This window comes from Streptomyces sp. NPDC091280 (genome assembly GCF_044768565.1).
Taxonomy (GTDB): Bacteria; Actinomycetota; Actinomycetes; order Streptomycetales; family Streptomycetaceae; genus Streptomyces.
In genome coordinates this window covers 257228-281566 of record NZ_JBIVUZ010000016.1, presented here as the reverse complement: position 1 = coordinate 281566, position 24339 = coordinate 257228, and the positions used below count along the sequence as shown (strand labels likewise).

At 71.4% G+C, this 24339-nt stretch carries 21 protein-coding genes; 15 read left to right on the top strand and 6 right to left on the bottom strand.

Translation table 11 applies throughout. The features are described from left to right. Window positions 1-189: 189 nt before the first annotated feature. A complete protein-coding gene (locus tag ACIQPR_RS40575) occupies window positions 190-450 on the bottom strand; it encodes a helix-turn-helix domain-containing protein (protein ID WP_403659657.1) in 261 nt (86 codons plus the stop codon). Between the two features lie 593 nt (window positions 451-1043). Between ACIQPR_RS40575 and panD the strand changes: the two genes are divergently transcribed. From panD to ACIQPR_RS40555, 4 genes are all read left to right on the top strand, one after another. After that, entirely contained in the window at window positions 1044-1463 is a 420-nt protein-coding gene (panD, locus tag ACIQPR_RS40570) for an aspartate 1-decarboxylase (protein WP_403659654.1), read from the top strand. 22 nt (window positions 1464-1485) lie between these two features. Then, window positions 1486-1833 (top strand): GNAT family N-acetyltransferase, encoded by a 348-nt coding sequence (locus tag ACIQPR_RS40565; protein ID WP_403659651.1) that lies wholly within the window; start codon window positions 1486-1488, stop codon window positions 1831-1833. Between the two features lie 54 nt (window positions 1834-1887). Next, window positions 1888-2526: an aspartate/glutamate racemase family protein gene (locus tag ACIQPR_RS40560; protein WP_403659648.1), complete on the top strand. Its 639-nt coding sequence runs from the start codon at window positions 1888-1890 to the stop codon at window positions 2524-2526. 339 nt (window positions 2527-2865) lie between these two features. Continuing rightward, window positions 2866-3219, top strand: coding sequence for a VOC family protein (locus tag ACIQPR_RS40555; protein ID WP_403659645.1), 354 nt, complete (start codon window positions 2866-2868; stop codon window positions 3217-3219). Between the two features lie 42 nt (window positions 3220-3261). Here ACIQPR_RS40555 and gndA read toward each other — a convergent pair whose 3' ends face one another. After that, window positions 3262-4701 (bottom strand): NADP-dependent phosphogluconate dehydrogenase, encoded by a 1440-nt coding sequence (gene gndA, locus ACIQPR_RS40550; RefSeq protein WP_403659642.1) that lies wholly within the window; start codon window positions 4699-4701, stop codon window positions 3262-3264. 254 nt (window positions 4702-4955) lie between these two features. On the opposite strand from gndA, the gene ACIQPR_RS40545 reads away from it, so the two are divergent. Continuing rightward, window positions 4956-6137, top strand: a complete 1182-nt coding sequence (locus ACIQPR_RS40545) for a transglycosylase family protein (RefSeq protein WP_403659639.1) — start codon at window positions 4956-4958, stop codon at window positions 6135-6137. Here the strand turns inward: ACIQPR_RS40545 and ACIQPR_RS40540 are convergent. After that, window positions 6127-7251 carry a DMT family transporter gene (locus tag ACIQPR_RS40540; RefSeq protein WP_403659636.1) on the bottom strand — a complete coding sequence of 375 codons (1125 nt, stop codon included), beginning with the start codon at window positions 7249-7251 and terminating at the stop codon, window positions 6127-6129. The genes ACIQPR_RS40545 and ACIQPR_RS40540 overlap by 11 nt on opposite strands. 210 nt (window positions 7252-7461) lie before the next feature. Here ACIQPR_RS40540 and ACIQPR_RS40535 point away from each other — a divergent pair, with 210 nt between their 5' ends. The 6 genes from ACIQPR_RS40535 to ACIQPR_RS40510 all read left to right on the top strand — a co-directional run bounded on the left by ACIQPR_RS40535 (window position 7462) and on the right by ACIQPR_RS40510 (window position 16655). Beyond that, window positions 7462-8211, top strand: a complete 750-nt coding sequence (locus tag ACIQPR_RS40535; RefSeq protein ID WP_403659633.1) for a (2Fe-2S)-binding protein — start codon at window positions 7462-7464, stop codon at window positions 8209-8211. A gap of 39 nt (window positions 8212-8250) precedes the next feature. Continuing rightward, a complete protein-coding gene (gene glgA, locus ACIQPR_RS40530) occupies window positions 8251-9402 on the top strand; it encodes a glycogen synthase (protein ID WP_403659630.1) in 1152 nt (383 codons plus the stop codon). 51 nt (window positions 9403-9453) lie between these two features. Then, window positions 9454-10674, top strand: coding sequence for a glucose-1-phosphate adenylyltransferase (glgC, locus tag ACIQPR_RS40525; protein ID WP_403659627.1), 1221 nt, complete (start codon window positions 9454-9456; stop codon window positions 10672-10674). Between the two features lie 144 nt (window positions 10675-10818). Continuing rightward, window positions 10819-13434, top strand: a complete 2616-nt coding sequence (locus ACIQPR_RS40520; protein ID WP_403659624.1) for a PA14 domain-containing protein — start codon at window positions 10819-10821, stop codon at window positions 13432-13434. A 295-nt stretch (window positions 13435-13729) separates the two neighbouring features. Then, window positions 13730-15055, top strand: a complete 1326-nt coding sequence (locus tag ACIQPR_RS40515; protein WP_403659621.1) for a wax ester/triacylglycerol synthase family O-acyltransferase — start codon at window positions 13730-13732, stop codon at window positions 15053-15055. A 106-nt stretch (window positions 15056-15161) separates the two neighbouring features. Next, complete coding sequence (locus ACIQPR_RS40510) at window positions 15162-16655, top strand: SDR family NAD(P)-dependent oxidoreductase (RefSeq protein WP_403659618.1); 1494 nt, start codon at window positions 15162-15164, stop codon at window positions 16653-16655. On the opposite strand, the gene ACIQPR_RS40505 is transcribed toward ACIQPR_RS40510, so the two are convergent. Together ACIQPR_RS40505 and ACIQPR_RS40500 are read right to left on the bottom strand one after the other, a co-directional pair. Next, window positions 16634-17470, bottom strand: a complete 837-nt coding sequence (locus ACIQPR_RS40505) for an SDR family oxidoreductase (protein WP_403659615.1) — start codon at window positions 17468-17470, stop codon at window positions 16634-16636. The two genes, ACIQPR_RS40510 and ACIQPR_RS40505, sit on opposite strands and share 22 nt — an antisense overlap. Before the next feature lie 25 nt (window positions 17471-17495). Next, on the bottom strand, window positions 17496-18071 hold the full coding sequence (locus ACIQPR_RS40500; protein ID WP_403659612.1) for a metal-dependent phosphohydrolase: 576 nt from the start codon (window positions 18069-18071) through the stop codon (window positions 17496-17498). A 479-nt stretch (window positions 18072-18550) separates the two neighbouring features. On the opposite strand from ACIQPR_RS40500, the gene ACIQPR_RS40495 reads away from it, so the two are divergent. Both ACIQPR_RS40495 and ACIQPR_RS40490 read left to right on the top strand, forming a co-directional pair. Further along, complete coding sequence (locus tag ACIQPR_RS40495) at window positions 18551-18724, top strand: hypothetical protein (protein ID WP_403659609.1); 174 nt, start codon at window positions 18551-18553, stop codon at window positions 18722-18724. Window positions 18725-18781: 57 nt separating this feature from the next. After that, a complete protein-coding gene (locus ACIQPR_RS40490; protein ID WP_403659606.1) occupies window positions 18782-19267 on the top strand; it encodes a GNAT family N-acetyltransferase in 486 nt (161 codons plus the stop codon). A gap of 5 nt (window positions 19268-19272) precedes the next feature. On the opposite strand, the gene ACIQPR_RS40485 is transcribed toward ACIQPR_RS40490, so the two are convergent. Next, window positions 19273-20616, bottom strand: coding sequence for an amidase (locus ACIQPR_RS40485; protein ID WP_403659603.1), 1344 nt, complete (start codon window positions 20614-20616; stop codon window positions 19273-19275). Window positions 20617-20873: 257 nt separating this feature from the next. On the opposite strand from ACIQPR_RS40485, the gene ACIQPR_RS40480 reads away from it, so the two are divergent. Next, on the top strand, window positions 20874-22763 hold the full coding sequence (locus ACIQPR_RS40480) for a family 20 glycosylhydrolase (protein ID WP_403659601.1): 1890 nt from the start codon (window positions 20874-20876) through the stop codon (window positions 22761-22763). 19 nt (window positions 22764-22782) lie between these two features. Continuing rightward, a complete protein-coding gene (locus ACIQPR_RS40475) occupies window positions 22783-24330 on the top strand; it encodes an alpha-L-fucosidase (protein ID WP_403659599.1) in 1548 nt (515 codons plus the stop codon). Window positions 24331-24339 lie beyond the last annotated feature (9 nt).

Here is a 24339-nt window from a genome sequence, read left to right as displayed (position 1 = left end):
ACCGCCCGTTTCCGCACACGGGAAGACGTCGCCAGGTTTCTCGACCCCGACAAAACCAAGATCAAACCGACGTGTTGATTCCCGGCAAGCCCTAAGCCCGCCAACCTCGTCCCCACTGGATAGGCAACGACCTTCGTACGGCAATCGAGCCAACTCGCTACAACTCGAAGATCACTTACGGGACAACCTTTAATGGATCTTCTGCTGCTCCAACCACTTGAAGACATCTGCCTTCTTGTACAGCACTTTGGCGTTCCTGCCTCGGCCGAGCTTGTAGCCTTTCAAGCCGAGTTTCGATGCCTCCCTATAGACCCAGCTCGTAGACATGTTGAGCATGGCAGCCACATCGGATGTGTCCATCAGGACGGGCTCGACTTTACGGTCCCTGCGTGGCGAGTCGATATCGGGCCGCGCTTGGTCGGGATGCGAGTGTGGTTCGCTGGGCAGCATGGCTCCTTGAGACTGGCCTGTGCTCGATCGTGGTAGCGATTCGGGCTGTGTTCTGGCCGATTTCCAAACATCGATGAATACTCGCCCTGTGCCACGGCCTAGAGCGCCAAGACGAGTTAGGGCAATGGTCGTGAGAATCGCCGGTTTGGCCAACCGGCGATCCGCCGTTATGTTGCCGCGCTGCATCGGGCGCTTGGATCGTTGGAACTGGCTAGTGGGCGCCTACCTCTCTGCCTCTTTCGGTTAGTGAAAGAAGGGCTGGGCAAGCTGCCCCCCCCCGGCGACGTGTGGCCGGACTTCGGGTGGAGCACCTGTGCTCCTGCCTGCAGTCCAGCGCGTCCCTGTGGCGGTGATCACGGATGTCCTTTGAGGGGTGCTGAGTAGGCTTCGGCCGTCGCAACGATGAGGTCGTGAGAGCAGGCGAAGCCATCGTTCAACTGCTGATGGGGCGTCAGAGAAGTCAGCAAGTGGTCAGCATGAGCCCTGAAAAACCTAGGGGCAGCTGCCATGACATGCGACTGGTTGTAGGGTGCAGAAAATAGCCCTTGACCTGCAAAAACGCAGGCAGGGAGCCTACTTGTGGGAGCGCCGCGATGTTGCGTACTATGTTCAAGTCCAAGATCCACCGTGCCACCGTCACCCAGGCCGACCTGCACTACGTCGGCTCCGTCACCATCGACGCCGAGCTGCTCGACGCCGCCGATCTGCTGCCCGGCGAGCTGGTCCACATCGTCGACATCACCAACGGCGCCCGCCTGGAGACGTACGTCATCGAGGGCGAGCGGGGCTCCGGTGTCATCGGGATCAACGGGGCCGCCGCCCACCTCGTGCATCCCGGAGACCTGGTGATCATCATCAGTTACGCTCAGGTGTCCGACGCCGAGGCCCGGGCGCTCTCGCCCCGGGTCGTGCACGTGGACCGCGCCAACCGGATCGTGGGTCTGGGCGCCGATCCGTCCGAACCGGTGCCGGGTTCGGAGCAGGCGCGCAGCCCGCAGGCCGTCACGGCCTGACCACCACACCAGGAGAAGGCCCATGAGCGAGATCGAGATCCGCGACGACCGGGCGGCGGGCCGCCTGGAGGCGATCGGCGACGGCGGCGAAGTCGTGGGCCGCATCGAGTACTTCGTCCTCGAAGCCCCCGAGCGCGCCCTCGTCCCCGTCCACACGATCGTGGAACCCGCCCACGAGGGAAAGGGCATCGCGGGTTCCCTGGCCCGTGAGCTGTACGGCATCGCCGCCCGCGAGGGCGTCGTCGTCGCCCCGCTCTGCCCCTTCGTCGTGAAGTGGGCCGCCCGCCACCCCGAGGAGGCCCCGGCCGCCGACCCCGCGCTCCAGCGGGCGGCGAAGGAGTGGCTCGGGGCGCATCCCGGCCGGTTCTAGAGCGACCGCGCGTCGCCGCATCGGTACCGGTTCCTGAAGGAAGGCCCTGCCCGCGTGCTCGCCCTGCTGCACACCTCGCCCGCCCACGTCCCGGTCTTCGACGCCCTGCGCGACGAGGACCACCAGGGCCTGGAACTAAGGCACTTCGTCGACGAGGACCTGTTGGCGCGGGCCCGGCGCGAGGGGCCGGAAGCGGTGGCCGGGGCGGTGCGGGGCGCGCTGGAGAGGGCTGTCGCGGAAGGAGCACGGGCGGTGCTGTGCACCTGCTCGACGATCGGTGCGGTCGCGGAGCGGGCCGGTGCCGATCTCGGTGTGCCGGTGCTGCGCGGCGACCGCCCGATGGCGGCGGCGGCCGTCGCCACGGGACCCCGCGTGGTCGTGGCCGCCACGCTGGAGAGCACGTTGGGACCGACCGTGACGTTGATCGAGGAGGAGGCCCGGCGCGCGGGCCGTCCCGTCGCCGTCCGCACCTTGCTCGTGGCCGGCGCGTGGGCCCGGTTCGAGGCCGGCGACACCGGGGGCTGCGCGCGTCTGGTGGTCGACGCGGTGGACGCGGTCGTGGACGCCGACGCGATCGTGCTCGCGCAGGGGTCCATGGCGGGCGCCCAGCGCCTGACGGCCACGCCGGTCCCGGTGCTGTCGAGCCCGCGGCCGGGGCTGGACGCCGGGGCTCGGGCGGTGTGGGCGAGGTGAGTCCGCCCGGGTGAGTGGCGGCGCGGGAGTCGGGTAGGCGGGGGAGTAGTCCAGAGCCGACGTACCCACTGGCCGGAGGACCACATGACCAACCCGTACCCCGACCCCGTACCGCCGGGACCCACCCCGGGACCCACGCCGGGCCCCGATCCCGTACCCCCCGGACCCACGCCGGGCCCCGGTCCCGTACCGCCGAACCCGACTCCCGGCCCGGTCCCGGAGCCCTTTCCGTCCCCCGTCCCGCCGGGGCCGGAGCCGGTACCGAGCCCGGAGCCGGGGCCGCCGCTCACCTGAGGCCGAGCCCGGCGTCCCGGCCGCTCTGCTGGCAGGATGGCCGGTATGGAACGTGTGCTTGGAATCGGCGGACACTTCATGCGGGCGGCCGACCCGGCGGCCCTCGGCTCTTGGTATCGGGACTGTCTGGGACTCGACGCCGACGAGCACGGGCTGTGGCGGCAGGAGGCCGGGCCGACCGTGTTCGCGGCCTTCCCGGGGGACACCGACTACTTCGGGTCCCCCCGCCAGCAGACCATGCTGAACTTCCGGGTCCGCGACCTCGACGCGATGCTCGCGCAGCTGCGGGCCAAGGGCGCGGACGTGGACGCGGAGACCCAGGAGATGGACGGCGTCGGACGGTTCGGCTGGGTCACCGACCCCGAGGGCAACCGCGTCGAACTGTGGCAGCCCGCCTGACCGGATCCCCGGCGGGCGGGCCGCGCACGGCGGCGGACCAGGTCAGCCCGTCACCTCCGAGCGGTCACCGCCCCAGAGCGTGTGGAACGAGCCGTCCCGGTCCACCCGGCGGTAGGTGTGCGCCCCGAAGAAGTCCCGCTGACCCTGCGTGAGCGCGGCCGGCAGCCGCTCGGCGCGCAGCGCGTCGTAGTAGGCGAGCGCCGCCGAGAAGCCGGGCGTCGGGACACCCTGGCGGGTCGCCGCGACGACCACCTCGCGCCAGTCGTCCTGCGCCGCCGCGATCTCCTGCGCGAACGTCCCGTCCGACAGCAGGCTCGGCAGATCCGCGCGGGCGTCGTACGCGGCGCGGATCCGGTCGAGGAAGGCCGCCCGGATGATGCAGCCGCCGCGCCAGATCGAGGAGACCGCGCCGAGGTCGACGTTCCAGTCGTACTCCTCGCTGCCCGCCGCGATCTCGTGGAAGCCCTGCGTGTACGACACGATCTTCGACGCGTACAGCGCCTGCTCGACCCGGTCCGCGAAGGCCGCCGCCTCGGCCTCGCCCAGCGGGGAGGCGGTGGGGCCGGCCAGTTCGCGCGAGGCCTCGCGCAGCGCCGCGTGGCCGGACAGGGAGCGGGCGAAGACCGCCTCGGCGATGCCGGAGACCGGGACGCCGAGGTCGAGGGCGATCTGGACCGTCCAGCGGCCGGTGCCCTTCTGCTCGGCCTGGTCCACGACGACGTCCACGAACGGCTCGCCGGTGGCCGCGTCCACGTGGGACAGCACCTCGGCGGTGATCTCGATCAGGTAGGAGTCCAGCCGGCCCGTGTTCCAGGTCCGGAAGATCTCGGCGATCCGCGCGGGGGAGTACCCGGCGACATCGCGCAGCAGCTGGTACGCCTCGCCGATCAGCTGCATGTCGGCGTACTCGATGCCGTTGTGCACCATCTTCACGAAGTGGCCGGCGCCGTCCGGACCCACGTGGGTCACGCAGGGCGCCCCGTCCGCCGCCTTCGCGGAGATCTTCTCCAGCATCGGACCGAGCGAGTCGTAGGACTCCTTCGGGCCGCCGGGCATGATGCTCGGCCCGTGCAGCGCGCCCTCCTCGCCCCCGGAGACCCCCATGCCGACGAAGTGGATGCCCTGCTCGCGCAGGTCGCGCTCGCGGCGGCGGGTGTCGGCGAAGTGCGCGTTGCCACCGTCGATGATCATGTCGCCGGGTTCGAGGAGCGGCGCGAACTCCTGGATCACCGCGTCCGTGGGGTCACCGGCCTTGACCATGATGACCAGGCGGCGCGGTCGCTCCAGCGCGGTCACGAAGTCCTTGGCCGTCTCCGCCGCGATGAAGTCGCCCTCGGCACCGAACTCCTCCACCAGGGCGTGGGTGCGGGACGCGGTCCGGTTGTGCACGGCGACCGTATAGCCGTTGCGCGCGAAGTTCCGGGCGAGGTTGCGGCCCATGACCGCGAGGCCCGTGACGCCGATCTGCGCTGAAGTGCTCATTCGGTTGGCTCCTAAGGATCAGGAAGATCAAGCCCGAGGACCAGGACGGCCCTGAACGTCGGTGGTACCGGTCGTGCTCGCCAGTATTGCCGCACGCCCCATCCTGGCCCGCCGCCACCCCGCCCGCACGTGCGCACCGCAACCGGGGCGGCCCGTCGGCCACTTGAGTCACGGGAGGCCGGTTGCCGTCTTGTCATGGCCTGTTCGTGGCGCTTATTTTTGGCCCTCCTGACGTATGTCGAGGGGGATTCTCCATGGCCGTACGCGGCCGGCACCGCCGGTATCAGCCGAACAGGATCAACCGTTCCTCGCTTCTCACGGTCACGGCGGGCGGTGCGGGCATCGCGATCCCCCTCGTCGGCGCCGGAGCCGGCAGCGCCCAGGCGGCCGACCTGAGCACCTGGAACAAGGTCGCCGCCTGCGAGTCCAGCGGCGACTGGAGCATCAACACCGGCAACGGGTACTACGGCGGGCTCCAGTTCACCCAGTCCACCTGGGAGGCCTACGGCGGCACGGCGTACGCGCACCGCGCGGATCTGGCCACCCGGGACCAGCAGATCGCCGTCGCGGAGAAGGTGCTCAAGGGCCAGGGGCCCGGCGCCTGGCCGGTGTGCTCGGTGCGCGCCGGACTCACCCGGGGCGGCGGCAGCCCCGACATCCACGTCGGCGGTACGAAGACGGGGAGCACCAAGGCCGAGGACGCCAAGGCGCCCACCGCGAAGCGGTCCGTGAAGGACGTACAGCCGCAGACCACACCGCAGTCCCGCGCGGGCACCGTCGAGATGTACACGGTGGTGCGCGGCGACACCCTCTCCGGGATCGCCGAGACCGAGCACGTCGACGGCGGCTGGCACCGGCTCTACAGCGCGAACCGCACGACCGTGGGCGACGACCCGAACCTGATCCTGCCCGGCCAGCGGCTGAGCCTGCACGGCAAGGCCGAGCCCACGACCCGCACCACGACGAAACCGGCCACCAAGGCGGCCACCAGGACCGAGACGAAGAAGGCCACCACCAAGAAGTCGACGAGTCACTCCCTCGTCGCCCCCGTCAACGCCCCCATCGGCACGGCCTACCACGCGGAGGGCTCCGCCTGGTCGAAGGGCTACCACACCGGCGTCGACTTCCTCGTCCCCACCGGCACCTCGGTGAAGGCCATCGAGGCGGGGCAGGTGGTCACGGCCGGCTGGGGCGGCTCGTACGGCTACCAGGTGGTGATCCGGCACGCGGACGGGCGGTACTCGCAGTACGCCCACCTGTCCGCGATCTCGGTGCGGGACGGCCAGTCCGTCGGCACCGGGCAGCGCATCGGGCGCTCGGGCTCCACCGGCAACACCACGGGCCCGCATCTGCACTTCGAGGTGCGGACGGGGCCCGGATTCGGTACCGACATCGACCCGCTCGCCTATCTGCGGGCCGGCGGCGTCAGGATTTGACTCGGGTGCGATGCCGGTCGTGGACCGGCATCATCACGTACAGCCCGGCGTGGAACGGGCCGAAATAGCTCGGTGGTTGAGCGGAGCCGGCCGGCTCCAGGGTCTCGTAACCCTCGCCGGCCGGCACCGCCGCCGGAGCCGGGACGAGCACCTCCCCGGCCGTGACTGCGAGGTCCGCGTCGACGTCCGCGCTCACGTCGACGGGCTGTCCAGGGAGGGCGTCGAGCAACTCCTCGATGGGCGACGGCGCCACGGGAGCCGCCGTGCCGGCGGGCGTGTGCTCGCTCTCCAGCCGCTCCGTGGTCAGCAGGATCAGACCGCCCGCCGCGACCACTCCGGCGCTCAGCGCCAGCAGCGTGCCCGTCGTGCCGTAGCGGAAGGTCTCGCCGAACATCGTGATACCGACGACGGCCGCCACCACCGGGTTCACGACGGTCAGGACCGCCAGCGGGGCCGCCAGGCCCGCGCCCCGGTAGGACGCCTGCGAGAGCATCAGACCGGCCACGGCGAAGACGGCGATGACGGCCAGGAAGGGGATGTCCGTCGCCGATATCGCGCCGTTGTCCCAGTCGACCGTCACCGTCTTCGTGAACACCGAGGACATGCCGAACGCTATGCCGGACGCGGTCGCCAGCAGCACGCTGCGCACCGCCGGGTGCCGGTGCGCGGCGCGGCCCGCGATCATCAGGGTCGCGACCACCGCGCCGGTGAACACCGCCACGGACACCCGCTGGGCGGTGCTCAGCGAGTGGCTGTCGGACGCGCCGACCAGGGAGAGCAGACCCGCGAGACCGATCGTCGCCATGATCGCGCCGCGCCAGGCGGTGGAACCGGCCTTGCGGCCGACGAAGAGGGCCGCCATCGGCAGCGCGAACACGATGGTCAGCGCGCCCAGCGGCTGCACCAGGCTCAGCGGACCGTAGGCCAGCGCCACCACGTGCAGCAGACCGCCCGTGCCGTTCAGCGCGACCGCCGCCCACCAGCTCGGGCGGCGCAGCGGCGCGTACTCCTGCTCGGGGGAGGAGACCGCGACACGCTCCTGCACGATCGCTCCGCCCGCGTAGGCCACGGCGGAGATCAGCGACAGCACGATGGACAACGCGAGGGCGCTCATCGGCAGCTCCTCTGCGTCAGGCGGGCACCTCTGGCACCACGCGGCGAACGGTCGGCTTTCATAAAGAACACGATCCCGCTTGATGTTCTTCCCGTCGTCGTACCTGAGCACCGATTGGGTAGTACTGCCGATGGAGTACGAATCGCCCCTTGTCCTCCCCAGGGTGGGCGACAGCAGGAGGACACCCCCTGGGTGGAACCCCTAGGAGACTTGGTACTACTGCTGTTCGTGGACCTCGACCCCGAACTCGCCGCGCTCCGGGCCCTCGGCGGCTTCTTCGTACTACGCACGGGCGCGGCACCGGACGGCCCGCTGCCGACCCTCGCGGAGACCTACGAAAACCCGTCGCCGGATGTTTACGGAAATTCCCTGACTTTCCGTGTGCGTACCGTCGCGGACCGTCTCCAGGCCCCTGAGCTGCGCATCGCCGCCTCGATCGCGCAGCAGGCACTCGCGGCCCGGCTGTGGTCGGCGGCCCTCGGCTGTGCCGCACTCCACGGCCAGGTCCCCGACCTCGACCCGCGCCTGCTGCACTGGGACGCCCGCGTCGGCGCCCCGGACGACCTGTGGCTCGCCGAGGTCCGCCCGCTGCCCGCCGACGCCCTCGCGGACGTCGTGCTGCACGGCCACCTGGAACCCCTGACAGCCGCCCTGGTCACCCACCACCGCATGTCCGCCGGCCTGCTGTGGGGCAACGCGGCCTCCGCGCTGGCGGGCGCGGCCCGCGAGCTCGACCGGTGGGCACGCGCGCGTGGCCGTCCGGAAGTGGCCACGCGCGCGCGTGCCCGCACGGCGGAACTCCTCGCCCACCCGCTCCTCGCCGGCACCGGAACCCTCACCGGCACCGCGTTCCGGCGCCGCAGCTGCTGCCTCTACTACCGGGTCCCCGGCGGCGGGGTCTGCGGCGACTGCTGCTTCGCACAACCGCCCGGCTCTTCCGCGAACGCCGCTTCTGGGTGACCATGAGTGCAATCAGCCGCTGAGAACAAGGGGTTACGGGTGCGAGTGGGACTGCTGACCCGGGAGTACCCGCCGGATGTGTACGGCGGCGCGGGCGTCCATGTGGAGTTCCTGGCCCGGGAGTTGAGGCCCCTGGTCGACCTGGACGTGCACTGCTGGGGCGAGGGCCGCACCGAGGGCGTCGTGCGCCACCGCCCCTGGCCGACCCTCGACGGCGCGAACGACGCCCTGCGCACGTTCTCCGTGGACCTCTCCATGGCCGCCGCCCTCGAAGGCCGCGAACTCGTCCACTCGCACACCTGGTACGCCAACCTCGCCGGCCACTTCGCCAAGCTCCTGCACGGCGTCCCGCACGTGATGACCGCCCACTCCCTGGAGCCGCTGCGCCCCTGGAAGGCCGAACAGCTCGGCGGCGGCTACGCCCTCTCCAGCTGGGCCGAGCGCACCGCGATCGAGGCCGCGGACGCCGTGGTCGCCGTGTCGGGAGCCATGCGCGAGGACATCCTCGCCTGCTACCCGTCACTGGACCCCGCCACCGTGCGGGTCATCCACAACGGCATCGACACCACGCTCTACCGCCCCGACCACGGCACCGACGTCCTCACCCGGCTCGGCATCGACCCCGACCGCCCCTACGTCCTGTTCGTCGGCCGCATCACCCGCCAGAAGGGTGTGCCCCACCTGCTGCGCGCGGTGCGCGGCCTCGACCCGGCAGCGCAGGTCGTGCTGTGCGCGGGCGCGCCCGACACGCCGGAGATCGACCGGGAGTTCCGTGTCCTCTTCGAGGAGCTGAGCCGGGTCCGTGAGGGCGTGCACTGGATCCCCCAGATGCTGCCCCGCCCGGAGGTCATCCAGCTCCTCACCCGTGCCACCGTCTTCGCCTGCCCCTCGGTCTACGAGCCCCTGGGGATCGTCAACCTGGAGGCGATGGCCTGCGGCACGGCCGTGGTCGCCTCCCGGGTCGGCGGCATCCCCGAGGTGGTCGCCGACGGCGCGACCGGCCTCCTGGTGGACACCGGGGAAAACTTCGAGGAGAACCTGGCGACGGCCCTCGACTCCGTGCTCGCCGACCCGGAGACTGCGAAGCGCATGGGCGAGGCGGGGCGCGAGCGCGCGGTGGGCGAGTTCGGCTGGGACGCCGTGGCGCTGCGCACCGCGCGGCTCTACGAGGAGATCCTCAAACAGGCTTAGTGTGCGCTGCTCAGGGGCAGGCTGGGGTCAACCAGGGTGAGGGGAGCGGCCATGCGTCGTGGCGGACCTTCGGTGCTCGGGATCGTACTGGCGGGCGGTGAGGGCAAGCGGCTGATGCCCTTGACCGCCGACCGGGCCAAACCCGCGGTCACCTTCGGCGGCACGTACCGCCTCGTGGACTTCGTACTGTCCAATCTCGTCAACGCCGACATCCTGCGCATCTGCGTCCTGACGCAGTACAAGTCGCACTCGCTGGACCGCCACATCACCACCACCTGGCGGATGTCCAGTCTGCTGGGCAACTACGTCACCCCGGTCCCGGCCCAGCAGCGCCTGGGCCCCCGCTGGTACCTCGGCAGCGCGGACGCGATCCTCCAGTCGCTGAACCTGATCTACGACGAGCGCCCCGAGTACGTCGCGGTCTTCGGCGCCGACCACGTGTACCGCATGGACCCCCGGCAGATGCTCGCCCAGCACATCGACAGCGGCGCGGGCGTCACCGTGGCCGGAATCCGCGTCCCGCGCGCGGAGTCCTCGCAGTTCGGCGTGATCACCCCGGGCTCGGACGGCCAGACGGTCGAGCGCTTCCTGGAGAAGCCCGCCGACCCGCCCGGCCTGGCCGACGACCCGGAGTGCGTGTACGCCTCCATGGGCAACTACATCTTCACCACCAAGGCCCTGATAGAGGCCCTCCAGCGGGACGCGGAGGACCTCGCCTCGGTGCACGACATGGGCGGCTCGATCCTGCCCGCGCTCACCGACCGGGGCGAGGCGGCGCTCTACGACTTCAGCGCCAACCACGTCCCCGGGGAGACCACCCGCGACCAGGGCTACTGGCGGGACGTCGGCACCCTGGACGCCTACTACGACGCCCACATGGACCTGATCGCCGAGCGCCCCGCCTTCAACCTCTACAACCGCAACTGGCCGATCTACACCCACTCCGGCCAGCTCTCCCCGGCCCGCTTCAACGCCGGCGGCATGGCCAGCGAGTCGATCATCAGCTCCGGGTGCCTCATCCGCGGCCAGGTCACCCGCTCGGTGCTCTCGCCGGGCGTGGTCGTCGACCCGGGCGCGGTCGTCCAGGGCTCGATCCTGCACGACAACGTCCACATCGGGCGTGGCGCGGTGGTCCGGGGCGCGGTCCTGGACAAGAACGTCGAGGTGCCGCCGGGCGCGACGATCGGCGTGAACCCGGAGCGCGACGCCGACCTGTACACGGTCTCCCAGGGCGGGGTCATCGCCCTGGGCAAGGGCCAACTGGTCACCTAGGAAAGGGAGTCCGGCCCCGGTGCGGCTCGATCGCGCCGGGGCTCCGTCGTGCCCCGACGCAGACTTGTCATGTCCCTGGACGGACGACGGAATCCGTGCTGTCATGCCAACTGCTGCCCATGACAACGTTGTTATGGAGGTTCCGTGCGCATCGGACGACTCAGAGACCGGCTCGCGGCCCTGCTCGCCCTGGCCCTCGGCATCGCCGCGCTGGCCGCCGTCCCCACCGCGAACGCCACCACCGCCGACGACCCCGTCGAGATCCACGGCCTGAAGGGCGAGTACTACACCCAGTCCGCCCCGGGCGCCTTCGACTTCGCCGACCTCAAGGCCACCGGCGTCGACCCGAACCTCGACTTCGACAACCTCGAACCCCGCCTCGCCTTCGCCACCGGCCGCTCCGACGACGTCAGCGTCCGCTGGACCGGCCGGATCGTCCCGGCGACGTCCGGCCCCCACACCTTCTCGATCATCGGCGACAACGGCTTCCGCCTCTGGATCGGCGGACAGCTCCTCATCGACCACTGGATCGACGACTGGGACAACGAACAGACCGCCCCGCCCGTCGAGTTGACCGCCGGCACGGCCTACGACATCAAGGTCGAGTACTTCGAGCACTACGGCGGCTCCAACCTCCACCTGCGCTGGACCGAACCCGGCGGCACCAAGGTCCCCGTCCCGCAGTCGGCCTTCCGCCTCCCCGAGGGCTACGCCTACGACGGCGCCCTCGCCACCGCGGTCACCGGCACCGGCCGCACCCTGAGACTCGACTTCGCCCAGCCCCTCACCGCACCTCCGGCCGACCTCGCCGACCACCTCGAAGCGGTGATCGGCGGCGCCAAGTGGCCGCTGGGGACGGCCCGTTCGGACCCGGCGGACCCGCGCACCCTGCTCGTCCCCCTCACCGAACCCGTCGTGGGCAACAAGACGGGCACCGCCCCGGGCACCGCCGACATCCGCTACGACGGCGAAGCCGGCCTCGCCACCGCCGACGGCAAGCTAGTCCACGCCTTCTGGAGCTCCGGCCTCAACCGCTCCACCCACGAACTGCGCACCCGGTGGGCCGACGAAGTGGGCCCGCGCAACGCCCTCCCCGAGTACCCCCGCCCGCAGCTCACCCGCGCCGACTGGCGCAACCTCAACGGCAGTTGGCAGTTCGCGGCGGCCACGGCGGGCGAACAGCCGCCGGTCGGCCGCGACCTGCCCGAGCGCGTCCTCGTCCCGTACCCCGTCGAGTCCCAGCTCTCCGGCCTCGAACGCCACGAGGACCGCATGTGGTACCGCCGCACCTTCACCGTCCCCGCCGACTGGAGGATCGGCTCGCACAAGCGCCTGATGCTCAACTTCGGCGCCGTCGACTGGCGGGCCGAGGTCTACGTCAACGGCACCAAGGTCACCGAACACCAGGGCGGCTACGACAAGTTCGGCGCCGACATCACCGACGCCCTGAAACCCGGCCGCACCCAGGAACTGATCGTCGGCGTCTACGACCCCACGGACGCGCCGAACGGCGAGAACCCCCCGATCGGCAAGCAGCGCCTCGACCCGAGCGGCATCTGGTACACCCCGACCTCGGGCATCTGGCAGACCGTCTGGATGGAACCGGTCGCCCCCGACCACGTCGACTCCCTCAAACTCATCCCGGACGTCACCAGGAGCCAACTCACCGTCGAGGCAAAGGGAGTTCGGGACGGCGTCCCGATCACGGCGACGGCGTACGACGGAAAGCGCGAGGTCGCGACAGCCCACGGCCGCACCGGAGCCCCCCTCACCCTGACCCTCAAGAACCCCCGACTCTGGTCGCCCGACAGCCCGTTCCTCTACGACCTGAAGGTCACCGTCGGCGAGGACCGCGTCGGCAGCTACTTCGGGATGCGCTCGATCGCCGTGGAGCAGGTGAACGGCGTCCCGCGCACGGTCCTCAACGGCAGCCCGGTCTTCATGATGGCCACCCTCGACCAGGGCTTCTGGCCGGACGGCCTCTACACCGCGCCGACCGACGCGGCGCTCGCCCACGACCTCAAGGTGCACAAGGAACTGGGCTTCAACGCCGTGCGCAAGCACATCAAGGTCGAGCCCGACCGCTGGTTCTACTGGGCCGACCGGCTCGGCCTCATGGTGTGGCAGGACATGCCCGCGACCACGGCCGGGGTGAACCCTTCTCCCGCCGCCCGCGCCGAGTACGAGCGTGAGCTGAAGCGGATGATCGACCAGCACATCAGCAGCCCGTCGATCGTGATGTGGGTGACCTTCAACGAGGGCTGGGGCCAGTACGACGAGGCCCGCATCGCCGACCAGGCCAAGGCGTGGGACCCGACACGCCTGGTCAACGGCATGTCCGGCATCAACCTCGGCGTCGACGGCGGCACCGGCGACATCATCGATGAGCACGGCTATCCCAGCCCGGCCCTGCCACCCCACCCGGACGGCAGGCGCGCCCTGGTCAGCGGCGAGTACGGCGGCCTCGGACTCGCGGTGCCGGGACACGCCTGGTCGGTCCAGCAGTCGTACGTGGACGTCGACCCGGCCGCCTACACCGACGACTACCTCGCCAAGCTCGCCGAGGTGCGCGCCCTGGCCTGCCGGGGGAGCAACGGCGCGGTCTACACCCAGATCTCCGACGTCGAGGGGGAGTTGAACGGCCTGATGACCTACGACCGGCGGGTGCTCAAGCCGGACGCGGAGCGGGTGAGAGCCGCGCAGCAGGCACTGATCCGCGACGCCTCGCGGGCGATCCCCGCGGGGTGCCCCGCCACCTGAACTCCGGGAAGAACCCATGAACTCCGGGAAGAACCCATAAGCCGCACCCGGCGACCGCGGCGCCGACCCCGTTCACGGTCGGCCCGCACCCGTCGGAGTGGGGTACGTCACCCCGGACGGGACCACCGGTACGGAAGTGACCTCAGGCGCCACTGGAGTCCCGCCCCTCACACAGGGGCGGGACCGGGGCGAACCGTAACCTGACGTTAACTGTGCGTAGCTTGATCGTACTTGACCGTAATCACTTGTCGGCGCTTGACTGCTTGCTCACCCCTAGTCGACGCGAGGCAAGCCTTTGACTTCCGACCTGCTCGCTCCACTCGACCTGGCGTTCTGGAACATCGAGTCCGACCGGAACCCGATGCACCTGGGCGCACTCGGCGTCTTCTCGGCCCACTCGCCGACCGCGGGAGCCCACGCCGCCGACCTCCTCGCCGCCCGCGCCGCCGGCGTCCCCGGGCTGCGGATGCGCATCCGGGACATATGGCAGCCGCTGTCCCTGTCCTTCGGCAGCGCCACCCGCGAGGAGGACCCCGACTTCGACCCGCTGCACCACGTCCGGCTGCACGCCCCGACCGCCGACTTCCAAGAGGTCGCGGGCCGGCTCATGGAACGCCCGCTGGAACGCGGCCGGCCCCCGTGGGAGGCCCATGTCCTGCCCGGAGAAGACGGTGTCTCCTTCGCGGTGCTCTTCAAGTTCCACCACGCCCTCGCGGACGGACTGCGGGCGCTGACCCTGGCCGCCGCCATCCTCGACCCGATGGACCTGCCCGAGCGGCGGCCCCGCCCCGAGGAACCCGCGCGCGGCCTCCTGCCCGACGTGCGCAGGCTGCCCGGGCTGGTCCGGGGCGCCCTCTCCGACCTCGGCCGGGCCCTCGACATCGGGGCGTCCGTCGCCCGCTCCACCCTCGACGTCCGCTCCTCGGCGGCACTGGCCTCCGAACCGTCCGGCACCCGCCGTACCGCCGGAGTCGTCGTCGACCTCGACGACGTGCACCGCATCCGCAAGACGGCCGGGGGGACCGTCAACGACGTGCTCATCGCCGTCGTCGCGGGCGCCCTGCGCCGCTGGCTCGACGAGCGCGGCGACGGCAGCGCGGGCGTCGCGCCCCGCGCCCTGATCCCCGTCTCCAAACGCCGCCCGCGCAGCGCCCAGCCGCAGGGCAACCGGCTCTCCGGGTACCTGATACGGCTGCCCGTCGACGACCCCGACCCGCTCGGGCGGCTCGACTCCGTGCGCGCGGACATGGACCGCAACAAGGACGCGGGCCCCAACCGGGGCGCGGGTGCCGTCGCCCTGCTCGCCGACCACGTGCCGGCGCTCGGCCACCGGCTCGGCGGACCCCTCGCCGCGCAGGCCGCCCGGCTCTGGTTCGACATCCTGGTCACCAGCGTCCCGCTGCCCGGCATCGGCCTCAGCCTCGGCGGCAACCCGGTCACCGCGGTCTTCCCCTACGCCCCGCTGGCCGGCGGGCAGTCCCTGGCGGTCGCCGTCTCCACCTTCCGGGGACACGTCCACTACGGGCTCGTCGCCGACGCGGCGGCCGTACCGGATCTCGACGTGTTCGCCCGCGCCCTCACCGAGGAGGTGGAGACGCTCATCACCGCCTGCGGGTCGTGACGTGGCACGGGTTTGGTGCTGTGGCCCGGCGCTCCGTAAAATTCCCTGTTCGACGGCCGGCGCGCTCTGAGCGCCGCCGCGGACCACCCAAGGAAACGGCAGCGCGATGACGGTGACAGAGAACGGCTCCACGACCCCGGACGAGGTCGTGTACGGGCCCGGCATCGACCCCGAGCGGCTGGCCGTCTGCCTCAGCGTGCTCGACGAACTGGAGAAGATCGACGTCGACCACCCCGACGCGATCACCGTGCGCCGGGCCACCGCCGGCATCTACCGCAGCGTCAAGCAGCGCCGCCGCCAGGAGCGCCGGGCCGCGAAGACCGCGCACGACAAGGCCGTCACCGAGTCCACCGCGACCGGCTCCGCCCAGCGCATCGACGACGAGACCGAGGGCCTGCTCCCGTCGTCGGTGACCGAGGAGGGCCGGATCGCCGGGATACTCCAGCGCCCGCGCTCCTGCTACACCTGCAAGACCCGGTACGTGGAGGTCGACTACTTCTACCACCAGCTCTGTCCCGACTGCGCCCGCCTCAACCGCGAGAAGCGCGACGCCCGCGCCGACCTCACCGGCAAGCGCGCGCTGCTCACCGGTGGCCGCGCCAAGATCGGCATGTACATCGCGCTGCGGCTGCTGCGCGACGGCGCCCACACCACGATCACCACGCGTTTCCCCAAGGACGCCATCCGCCGCTTCAAGGCCATGGACGACTCCGCGGACTGGCTGCACCGCCTGGAGGTCGTCGGCATCGACCTGCGCGACCCGGCCCAGGCCGTCGCGCTCGCCGACCGGATGGCGCAGGAGGGCCCGCTCGACATCCTGATCAACAACGCGACCCAGACGGTACGGCGCCTGCCGTCCGCCTACGCGGCACTGATCGACGGCGAGAGCGCGCCGCTGCCCGCCGGTGAACTCCCCGCCCACCACGTGATCGGCGCGTTCGGCTCCGGCGCGGTCGACGGCCTCGCCGCGCTGCCCGTGGGCACCAGCGGCCTCGACGCCCAGCAGGTCGCCGACCTGGCCCTGGTCGCGGGCAACGCCAGTGTCGCCCGGCACCTGGACGGCACCGCGATCGACGCGGGCGGCCTGGTGCCCGACGTGGTCGACACCAACACCTGGGTGCAGACCATCGAGCAGATCTCCCCGGTGGAGCTGCTGGAGACCCAACTCTGCAACTACACCGCGCCGTTCATCCTCATCAGCAAGCTCCGCCCGGCCATGGCGAGCGCCGCCAGGACGGCGACCAGCGGGCGGTCGTACATCGTCAACGTCTCCGCAATGGAGGGCGTCTTCGGCCGCGGCTACAAGGGTGCCGGCCACCCCAACACCAACGCGGCGAAGGCCGCGATGAACATGGTGACCCGCACCAGCGGCCAGGAGATGTTCCAGTCCGAGGGCATCCTCATGACCTCCGTCGACACCGGCTGGATCACCGACGAACGCCCCCACTACGACAAGCTCCGCCTCGCCGAGGAGGGCTTCCACGCACCGCTCGACCTGGTCGACGGCGCGGCCCGGGTCTACGACCCGATCGTGCGCGGCGAACAGGGCGAGGACCTGTACGGCGTGTTCCTGAAGGACTACGCGCCGGGCAAGTGGTGACCCGCTGAGGGGGCGGGCGGCGCGGACGACCTCAGCCGGTCGTGGACCGCGTATCCGCCCGACGCGTAGGCCGCCCGCACGCGGGTGCCGCCGTCCACCAGCAGGTCCGCCCCGGTGATCCACTCGGCCTGGTCGGAGGCCAGCCACAGCACGGCGCGTGCGATGTCGGCCGGTTCGCCGATCCGGCCGAGCGGCAGCCCGGCGGCGACCGCCTCCTCGCCGTGTTCCCACACGAAGCGGGCCAGGTCGGTGCGGACGAGACCGGGGGAGACGGAGTTGACCCGCACCCCCGGGGCCAGTTCACCGGCGAGCTGCCGCGTGAGGTGGAGCAGGGCCGCCTTGCTGGTGGAGTACGCGCCCACGTTCGGCCCGACATGCCCGGCGCCCTCCGTGCACACGTTCACCACCGCGCCCCCGTGCTCCCGCAGCCACGCCCGCCACGCGCACTGCACCAACCGCAGCGGCGCCTCCACGTTCACGGCGAACGCCGTCCGCCAGGCGTCCGGATCGGCCTCCATCAGCGGGCCGTACGGCTGGTTCGTCGCCGCGTTGTTGACGACCACGTCGATCCGGCCGAACGCGCGCAGCGCGAACTCGGTCAGGGCCCGCGGGTGTTCGGGGTCGCCGACATCGCCGGCCAGTCCGACCCCGCCCAACTCCTCCGCGACGAGCGCCACTTCACCGGCGTCCCGCGCACTCACGCACACCAGCGCCCCGGCCCCGGCGAACGCCTCGGCGACCGCGCGACCGATCCCGCGAGTGCCCCCGGTGACCAGGACGGCCCGGCCCCGCAGACCGTACGACGACGACGTCATCGCCGTACGATCTCATGACGGACCGTCAGTCGACAGCCCCCAGGCGGGAGTTGGGCAGTCGGGAGTTGCGGGCGGCGACGATGCCCAGGACCGTGCGCCAGTCCTCCAGGACCCCGGCGTCGAGGCCGACGACCTTGGCCGCGTCGTCGGCCTGGCGCAGGGTGATCGCGTCGTCGGCGAGCGGGTCGCGCTCGAAGGCGGCGGCCTCGGCGCGGGACATCGGACCGCCCTGGGCCCGGAGCGTGAGTGTGCTGCGCGCGGAGAGGTCGTGGTCCGGCGCGGCGGTGGCCAGATAGCGCTTCGCGGGCACGTGCAGCGCGACCAGCCGGGCGACCCGGACGCCGAGCAGGGCGTGGACCGCGTCCGCCGCGTGGTCGGCGTGCCCGGCGTCGTCGCCCGGCCGCAGGAGATGCCCGATGTCGTGGACCAGGCCGGCGATCTGGAGTTCCTTGTCGGCGGGGCGACTTCGGCGCAGCAGCGCGGCCGTCTGCAACGCGTGGTCGTGCAGATCGACCGGATCACCGCTTCTGTCGGGGGTGTCCCAGGCGCCCCGGCAGGCGTACAGCAGATCCATCAGCTCCTCGACGCTGCGCAACTCCATGCGTCAGTCCTCCCGCGAGACAGCCTGTGCGCAGGCCACGAGATCATGGCGAGCTTGCGGACCGGCCAACGGGACCTGAACTGCGCGACGCCTTCAGTGACGTAGGTCATGTTCTCGGTCCTGTGTACGGAGATGTAGGCCGAGCGGGTGACCGTCAAACCGCGCATGATGGAGCAAAACGGTTCAGATCATGGCCGAAGAACACGGGGAGACTTGCAATAGTTACCCCATGTTTTCAGCCCCATCGAGCGCCGGGCCGCTCATTTGGTTAACCTGAGGCGGACGGACAGCGACAAGGGGTCCCACCCACACCCATGGTCCGTCCCGGGGCCGGCCGTTCACCACGGCCTGCTCTTCCACGAGTAACCGGCGCCACCGCGTCCGAACTGCCTTCAACCCACACCCGAGCGGGCCTCAGGTACCGGACCGGAGACCGGCCGGTACGCCCCGAGGGTGACCCGACACATAAGGAGTGCGCGGTGACACCGGAGAAGACGAATCGCGAGCAACGCCCCAAGGAACGCACGGAGCGTTCGGGCCACCGGTCCGACGAGCTCGGCAGCCTGGCCGTGTGGGCCCGCTCGGCCCCCATCCGTCTCGCGGGCTACGAGGACGACCTCGCCGAGCCCCACATCCTGCCCAGCGTGGACTGACCCCGCCGGAGACCCCATCGCGATCGCCGACGGCATGGGCGTGCGAAAATCGCGCCCATGCTGATCAGAGAAGCCGCGGCCGACGACTGGCCGCGGATCTGGCCTTTCTGGCACCGGATCGTCGCCGCGGGCGACACCTACACCTGGGCCCGGGACACCTCCGAAGAGGCGGCCCGGGCCCTGTGGACGTCCCCGCCCAAGCGCGTGTACGTCGCAGAGGACGAGACGACGGGAACGATCGTCGGCTCCGCCTTCGTCACCCCGAACTACGGCGGCCCCGCCGACCGCATCGCCAACGCCGGCTTCATGGTCGACCCCGACCACGGCGGCCGGGGCATCGGCCGCGCCCTCGCCGAACACATCCTCACCGCCGCCCGCGAGCAGGGCTTCCGGGGCATGGTCTTCAACGCGGTCGTCGAGACCAACCCCGCCGTCAAGCTCTGGCTCTCCCTCGGCTTCACGATCCTGGGCACGGTGCCGGACGCCTTCGACCACCCCCGGGACGGCCGCGTGGGCCTGCACATCATGCACCGGGCTCTTTAGGCTCCTCAGTCGAGCGGTGCGGTGCGCGTCCACGGACGCAGCTTCTCCAGCTGCTCGGCCAGCTCCAGCAGCGCCGCCTCAGAGCCCGGCCGCCCCACCAGCTGGACGGCGCAGGGCGCGCCCGAGGGCAGGGTGCCGAACGGGACCGACATCGCGGGCCAGCCGGTGAGGTTCCACGGGGGAGTCATCGGCGAGTAGTTGGTGTTGGCCAGCACATTCCGCAGCCAGCCCCGCTCGTGCCACGGCCCGGCCTTGGGGGAGCGGCGGGCCAGCGCCGCCGTCAGCAGGATGTCGTGCTCGGCGAAGAACGGCGTCAGCCGCTCCCGCAGCCGCTCCCGGCTGCTCCCGGTGCGGACGCTCTTCACGAACCGCCGCCCGATCGCCGCGTGCACCCGGGTCCGCCGGGCCAGCCGCCGCGGGTCGAGCCCCGCCGCGTCCACCGAGGTGCCCGCCGTCCAGTGGGCGAGCGAGGTGGTGCTCAGGGAGAGGGGATACGGCGGATCCGCGCGGTGCAGCGCGTGGCCCGCCCCGGCCAGCAGCCCGGCCGCCTCCCGGACCGCGGTCGTATACGGCTTGCTCACGGCCACTCCGGCGAGCGGGCTGCGCACGGAGACGGCGATCTTGCGGGCGGTGGGCTCCTCGGGGCGTACGACCTCGGTGTCCGCGATGACCGAAAACATCAGCCGGGCGTCCTCGACGGTCGTCGCCAGGGGACCGTTCTCGGACATTCCGAACCAGTCGCCGTCGCCGATCCCGGCGGGCACCACCCCGAAGCCCGGCTTGATCGTGACCAGGCCGCAGTTCGCCGCCGGGATGCGCAGCGAGCCCATGCCGTCGTTGCCGAGCGCGATCGGCACCATGCCCGCCGCGACCGCCGCCGCGCTGCCGCCCGAGGAGCCCCCGGCGGTGCGGGTGGTGTCCCACGGGTTGCGGGCCGTGCCGTGGACGCCCTCGGTGGTGCCGAAGACACACAGCTCGGGCACGTTCGTCAGCCCCACGACCACCGCGCCCGCCGCGCGCAGCCGGGCCACGGTGAGGTGGTCCTGCTCGGCGGGGGTGTCCGGCGTCGCGGCCGAACCCACCCGGGTGGACTCGCCGGTCACGGGGAGGTTGTCCTTCACGGCCACCGGCACCCCCGCGAGCGGCAGTTCGGCCAGGTCGGCCCGCGCGCCGACCGCGTCGGCCTCGGCGAGCGCGGCCTCGGCCCGCACCACCCGGAACGCGCCGACGCGCCCGTCCAGCCGCTCGATCCGGGCGAGATGCTCGGCCACCACCTCACGGGGTGTGGCCCGCTTCTCGCGTACGGCGGCGGAGATCTCGGCGGCGGTACGGCCGATCCAGCTGGTCACGGGCGCGCTCCTTCAATCTACTCGCGAGTACGTAGGGAGAACTGTGCCTCGGCCGGGGCCCCGCGTCGAGAGGTGACCGGCCTTGGACATTCGCGCCCCTCTTCTTGGACTTTTCACGGGCCGGTACCGGGCGGATGCCCACTGACCTGCTGGTCATCCGATCAATGGCTCAACTTGGCTGCTTCCGCCGCCCGTTGACAGCCTCTGAACGCAGTCCAATCATCAGTCGTCCGATCAATCGCGACCGGTGGAGTGGCATGGCTGTGCGTGGCAAGAGACGTTTCCGGCTGATCGGCTTCGCGGCGGTGCTCGCGCTGCTCACGGCGCCCGTGACACCCGCGGTCGCGGCACCGGCCGACGCGGCTCAGGCCGTCGCGGCCCGGCAGGCGCAGCAGGCGGCCCCGCTGACCGTACCCGCGCTCACCAACTGGACCCCCGCGCCCGGGAGTTACGACTTCGGCGCCGGGACCCGGCTGGTGGCCGACGGCGCGAGTGAGCGCAGGGTCGCCGACACCCTCGCCGACGACCTGGCGGCGGCGGGACACGGCACCGTGCCCGTCGTACCCGGGGGCTCTGTCCGGCCCGGCGACATCGTGATCCAAGTCCGTCCGCAGCAGCGCTCGTTGGGCGCGGAGGGCTATGAACTCCGGGCGGGCGCACGGCTCTCGCTCACCGCCGCCACCGAGACCGGGGCCTTCTACGGCACCCGCACCCTCCTCCAGCTGCTCGCCCAGGGGGACCGCATCCCGGCCGGACGCACGGTCGACGTACCGCGCTACAAGGAACGCGGAGTCGGCGTCTGCGCCTGCTACATCCACATCTCCCTGCCCTGGCTGGAGAACCTGGTGCGCGAGATGGCGTACCACAAGCTCAACCAACTGCTCCTGGAAATCAAGGTGAAGAGCGACGCGCACCCCGAGGCGAACACCTGGGGCTACTACACCAAGGACGAGCTGCGCCGTCTCGTGGCCCTCGGCGACACGTACCACGTCGAGATCATTCCCGAGATCAACTCCCCGGGCCACATGGACCCGTGGATAGAGAACCGCCCCGACCTCCAGCTCACCGACAGCGACGGCAACAAGCAGCCCGCCCGCCTCGACGTCACCCAGCAGGCGGCCTTCGACTACTACACCAGCCTGATGGACGAGTACGCGCAGGTCTTCACCGCCCCGGCCTGGCACATGGGCGCCGACGAGTACATGCTCGGCTCCGACTACTCCAAGTACCCGCAGATGCTGCGCTACGCCCGGGAGAAGTACGGCGCGAACGCCACCCCGCAGGACGCCTACATCGACTTCATCAACCGGGTGCAGGCCTACGCCGCGAGCAAGGGCAAGCAGCTGCGCATCTGGAACGACGGCCTCACCGGCGCCAACACCGTGCCGGTGGCGCCGGGCACCACGGTCGAGCACTGGCTCGACGTGCAGGAGAAGCCGAGCCGACTCATCGCCCAGGGCTACTCGTTGATGAACGCGGCCTACTCCCTCTACCTGGTGCGCGGCGGCTTCCACAGCGACACCGAGTCGCTGTACGACCAGAGTTGGGACCCGCGCAGCTTCGAGGGCGAGCGGCTCACCTCCAGCACCGGCATCACCGGGGCGAAGATCAGCCTCTGGCCCGACAACGGGCGCGGCGAGACCGAGAACGAGGTCGCCGCCGACACCGAGCCCGCGCTGCGCCACCTCGCCCAGGCGACCTGGGGCGACCCGCACCCCGACGCCACCTACGCGCAGTTCACCGCGCGCGGCACGGCGGTCGGTCACGCACCCGGCAGGCAGGATCTGACCCGGGTACCGGTGCCGGACGGCACGTACACCTTCCGCACCGCCGGTGCCTCCGTCGAGGCCACCGTGCAGCGCACGGCGGACGGTTACGCGACGCTGCGGACCGCCGACGGCTGCCTGGAGATACAGGGCGGCAAGCTCACCCTCAACGTGCCGCTCCAGCCGGGAACCGCCGCCGTCCCGCAGCCCTGCGACACCGCGAACACCATGCAGCGCTGGGAGTTGGCGCCCGCACCGAGCGGCTACCGGCTCGTGAACGCCATCACGCAGATGGCGCTGAGCGTGGCCGACGACGGCCGCCTCGTCCAGTACCCGCCGGACCAACACCGGCCCGCAGTCTGGCACTTGACCGCCCCCTGACCAGAGGAGTCCCACCCCCATGGCCCTCTCCAGACGACTCTTCGTCCTCTCGGCCACCGCGCTCGCGGCGACCGGCACCGCCACGACCCGGGCCCTGGCGACGCCCCCGCTGCCGTCCGAGTCCCGCTCCCGCATCCCCGTCGGTCCGGCCGACACCGAGGCCGACCTGGTCCGCAAGGCCTCCCAAGTCCGGCCCACCGCACGGCAGGTGGCCTGGCAGGACCTGGAGCGGACGGCGTTCCTGCACTTCGGCGTGAACACCTTCACCGGTCTGGAGTGGGGGACCGGGGACGAGGACCCGAACGTCTTCCAGCCGACCGGCCTCGACACCGACCAGTGGGCCCGCGCCCTGCGCGACGGCGGTTTCAAGCTCGCCATCCTCACCGTCAAGCACCACGACGGCTTCGTCCTCTACCCCTCCCGCTACACCGACCACACGGTGGCGCACAGCAGTTGGCGTGCGGGCCGGGGCGACGTACTGCGCTCCTTCGCCGACTCCATGCGACGGTACGGACTCAAGGCCGGCGTCTACCTCTCGCCCGCCGACGAGAACCAGTACCTCCATGGCGTCTACGCCAACGGCAGCGCCCGCGCCGGCCGGACGATCCCCACACTCGTCGACGGCGACGACCGCACACCGGACGCCTTCTACACGCTGGACGCCACCGACTACGGCGCCCATATGCTCAACACCCTCTACGAAGTGCTGACCGAGTACGGCCCGATCGACGAGGTGTGGTTCGACGGCGCCCAGGGCCGCATCCCGCCGGGCCACGTCGAGGACTACGACTGGGACAGCTGGTACACGCTGGTCAGATCACTCGCCCCGGACGCGGCGATCGCCGTGACCGGACCGGATGTGCGGTGGGTCGGCAACGAGGGCGGCATCGCGCGGGAGGACGAGTGGAGCGTCCTCCCGGTCAAGGAGGAGCAGTACGGCCGCACGGACTGGGCGCTGTCCTACGACACCCCCGACGAGGGCAGCCGCAGCGCGCTCGTGGCGGCCCTGCCGAACACCGACTACCTCCAGTGGTGGCCGGCCGAGTGCGATGTGTCCATCCACGACGGCTGGTTCTACCACCCGGGCCAACTCCCCAAGAGCGTCGACGAATTGATCGACATCTACTTCGGGTCGGTGGGCCGCAACGCGGTCCTGCTGCTCAATGTGCCGCCGGACACCGACGGTCTGCTGGCCGACCCGGACGTGGCGCGGCTGCGCGAGTTCCGTGAGCGCGTGGACCGGGAACTGCCCGAGGACCTGGCGCGCGGAGCCCGGACGGTCACCGCACCGGGCCGGGTCACCCACGACCTCGGGACGGAACGCGCGGTGGACCGGGTCCGGTTGGCGGAGGACGTCGGCCGCCACGGCCAGCAGGTCGAGGCCTTCGTCGTGGAGGCGTACGTCGGCGGGACCTGGACCGAGGTGTCCCGGGCCGGGACGGTCGGCGCCAGTCGCATCCTGCTGCTGTCCGCGCCCGTGAGCGCCCGGCGCTGGCGGGTCCGGGTGACGGCGGCCCGGGACACCGCGTGGATCGCGGAGTTCGGGCTGTACAAGTCGCAGGTCTGAGCGGGCCCC

Excerpts from the sequence above, each read along its gene's own strand:
- ACIQPR_RS40575 (WP_403659657.1), bottom strand. The coding sequence starts at position 450 with ATGCTGCCCAGCGAACCACACTCGCATCCCGACCAAGCGCGGCCCGAT.
- panD (WP_403659654.1), top strand. The coding sequence starts at position 1,044 with ATGTTGCGTACTATGTTCAAGTCCAAGATCCACCGTGCCACCGTCACC.
- ACIQPR_RS40565 (WP_403659651.1), top strand. The coding sequence starts at position 1,486 with ATGAGCGAGATCGAGATCCGCGACGACCGGGCGGCGGGCCGCCTGGAG.
- ACIQPR_RS40555 (WP_403659645.1), top strand. The coding sequence starts at position 2,866 with ATGGAACGTGTGCTTGGAATCGGCGGACACTTCATGCGGGCGGCCGAC.
- gndA (WP_403659642.1), bottom strand. The coding sequence starts at position 4,701 with ATGAGCACTTCAGCGCAGATCGGCGTCACGGGCCTCGCGGTCATGGGC.
- ACIQPR_RS40545 (WP_403659639.1), top strand. The coding sequence starts at position 4,956 with ATGGCCGTACGCGGCCGGCACCGCCGGTATCAGCCGAACAGGATCAAC.
- ACIQPR_RS40540 (WP_403659636.1), bottom strand. The coding sequence starts at position 7,251 with ATGAGCGCCCTCGCGTTGTCCATCGTGCTGTCGCTGATCTCCGCCGTG.
- glgC (WP_403659627.1), top strand. The coding sequence starts at position 9,454 with ATGCGTCGTGGCGGACCTTCGGTGCTCGGGATCGTACTGGCGGGCGGT.
- ACIQPR_RS40510 (WP_403659618.1), top strand. The coding sequence starts at position 15,162 with ATGACGGTGACAGAGAACGGCTCCACGACCCCGGACGAGGTCGTGTAC.
- ACIQPR_RS40505 (WP_403659615.1), bottom strand. The coding sequence starts at position 17,470 with ATGACGTCGTCGTCGTACGGTCTGCGGGGCCGGGCCGTCCTGGTCACC.
- ACIQPR_RS40500 (WP_403659612.1), bottom strand. The coding sequence starts at position 18,071 with ATGGAGTTGCGCAGCGTCGAGGAGCTGATGGATCTGCTGTACGCCTGC.
- ACIQPR_RS40490 (WP_403659606.1), top strand. The coding sequence starts at position 18,782 with ATGCTGATCAGAGAAGCCGCGGCCGACGACTGGCCGCGGATCTGGCCT.
- ACIQPR_RS40480 (WP_403659601.1), top strand. The coding sequence starts at position 20,874 with ATGGCTGTGCGTGGCAAGAGACGTTTCCGGCTGATCGGCTTCGCGGCG.
- ACIQPR_RS40475 (WP_403659599.1), top strand. The coding sequence starts at position 22,783 with ATGGCCCTCTCCAGACGACTCTTCGTCCTCTCGGCCACCGCGCTCGCG.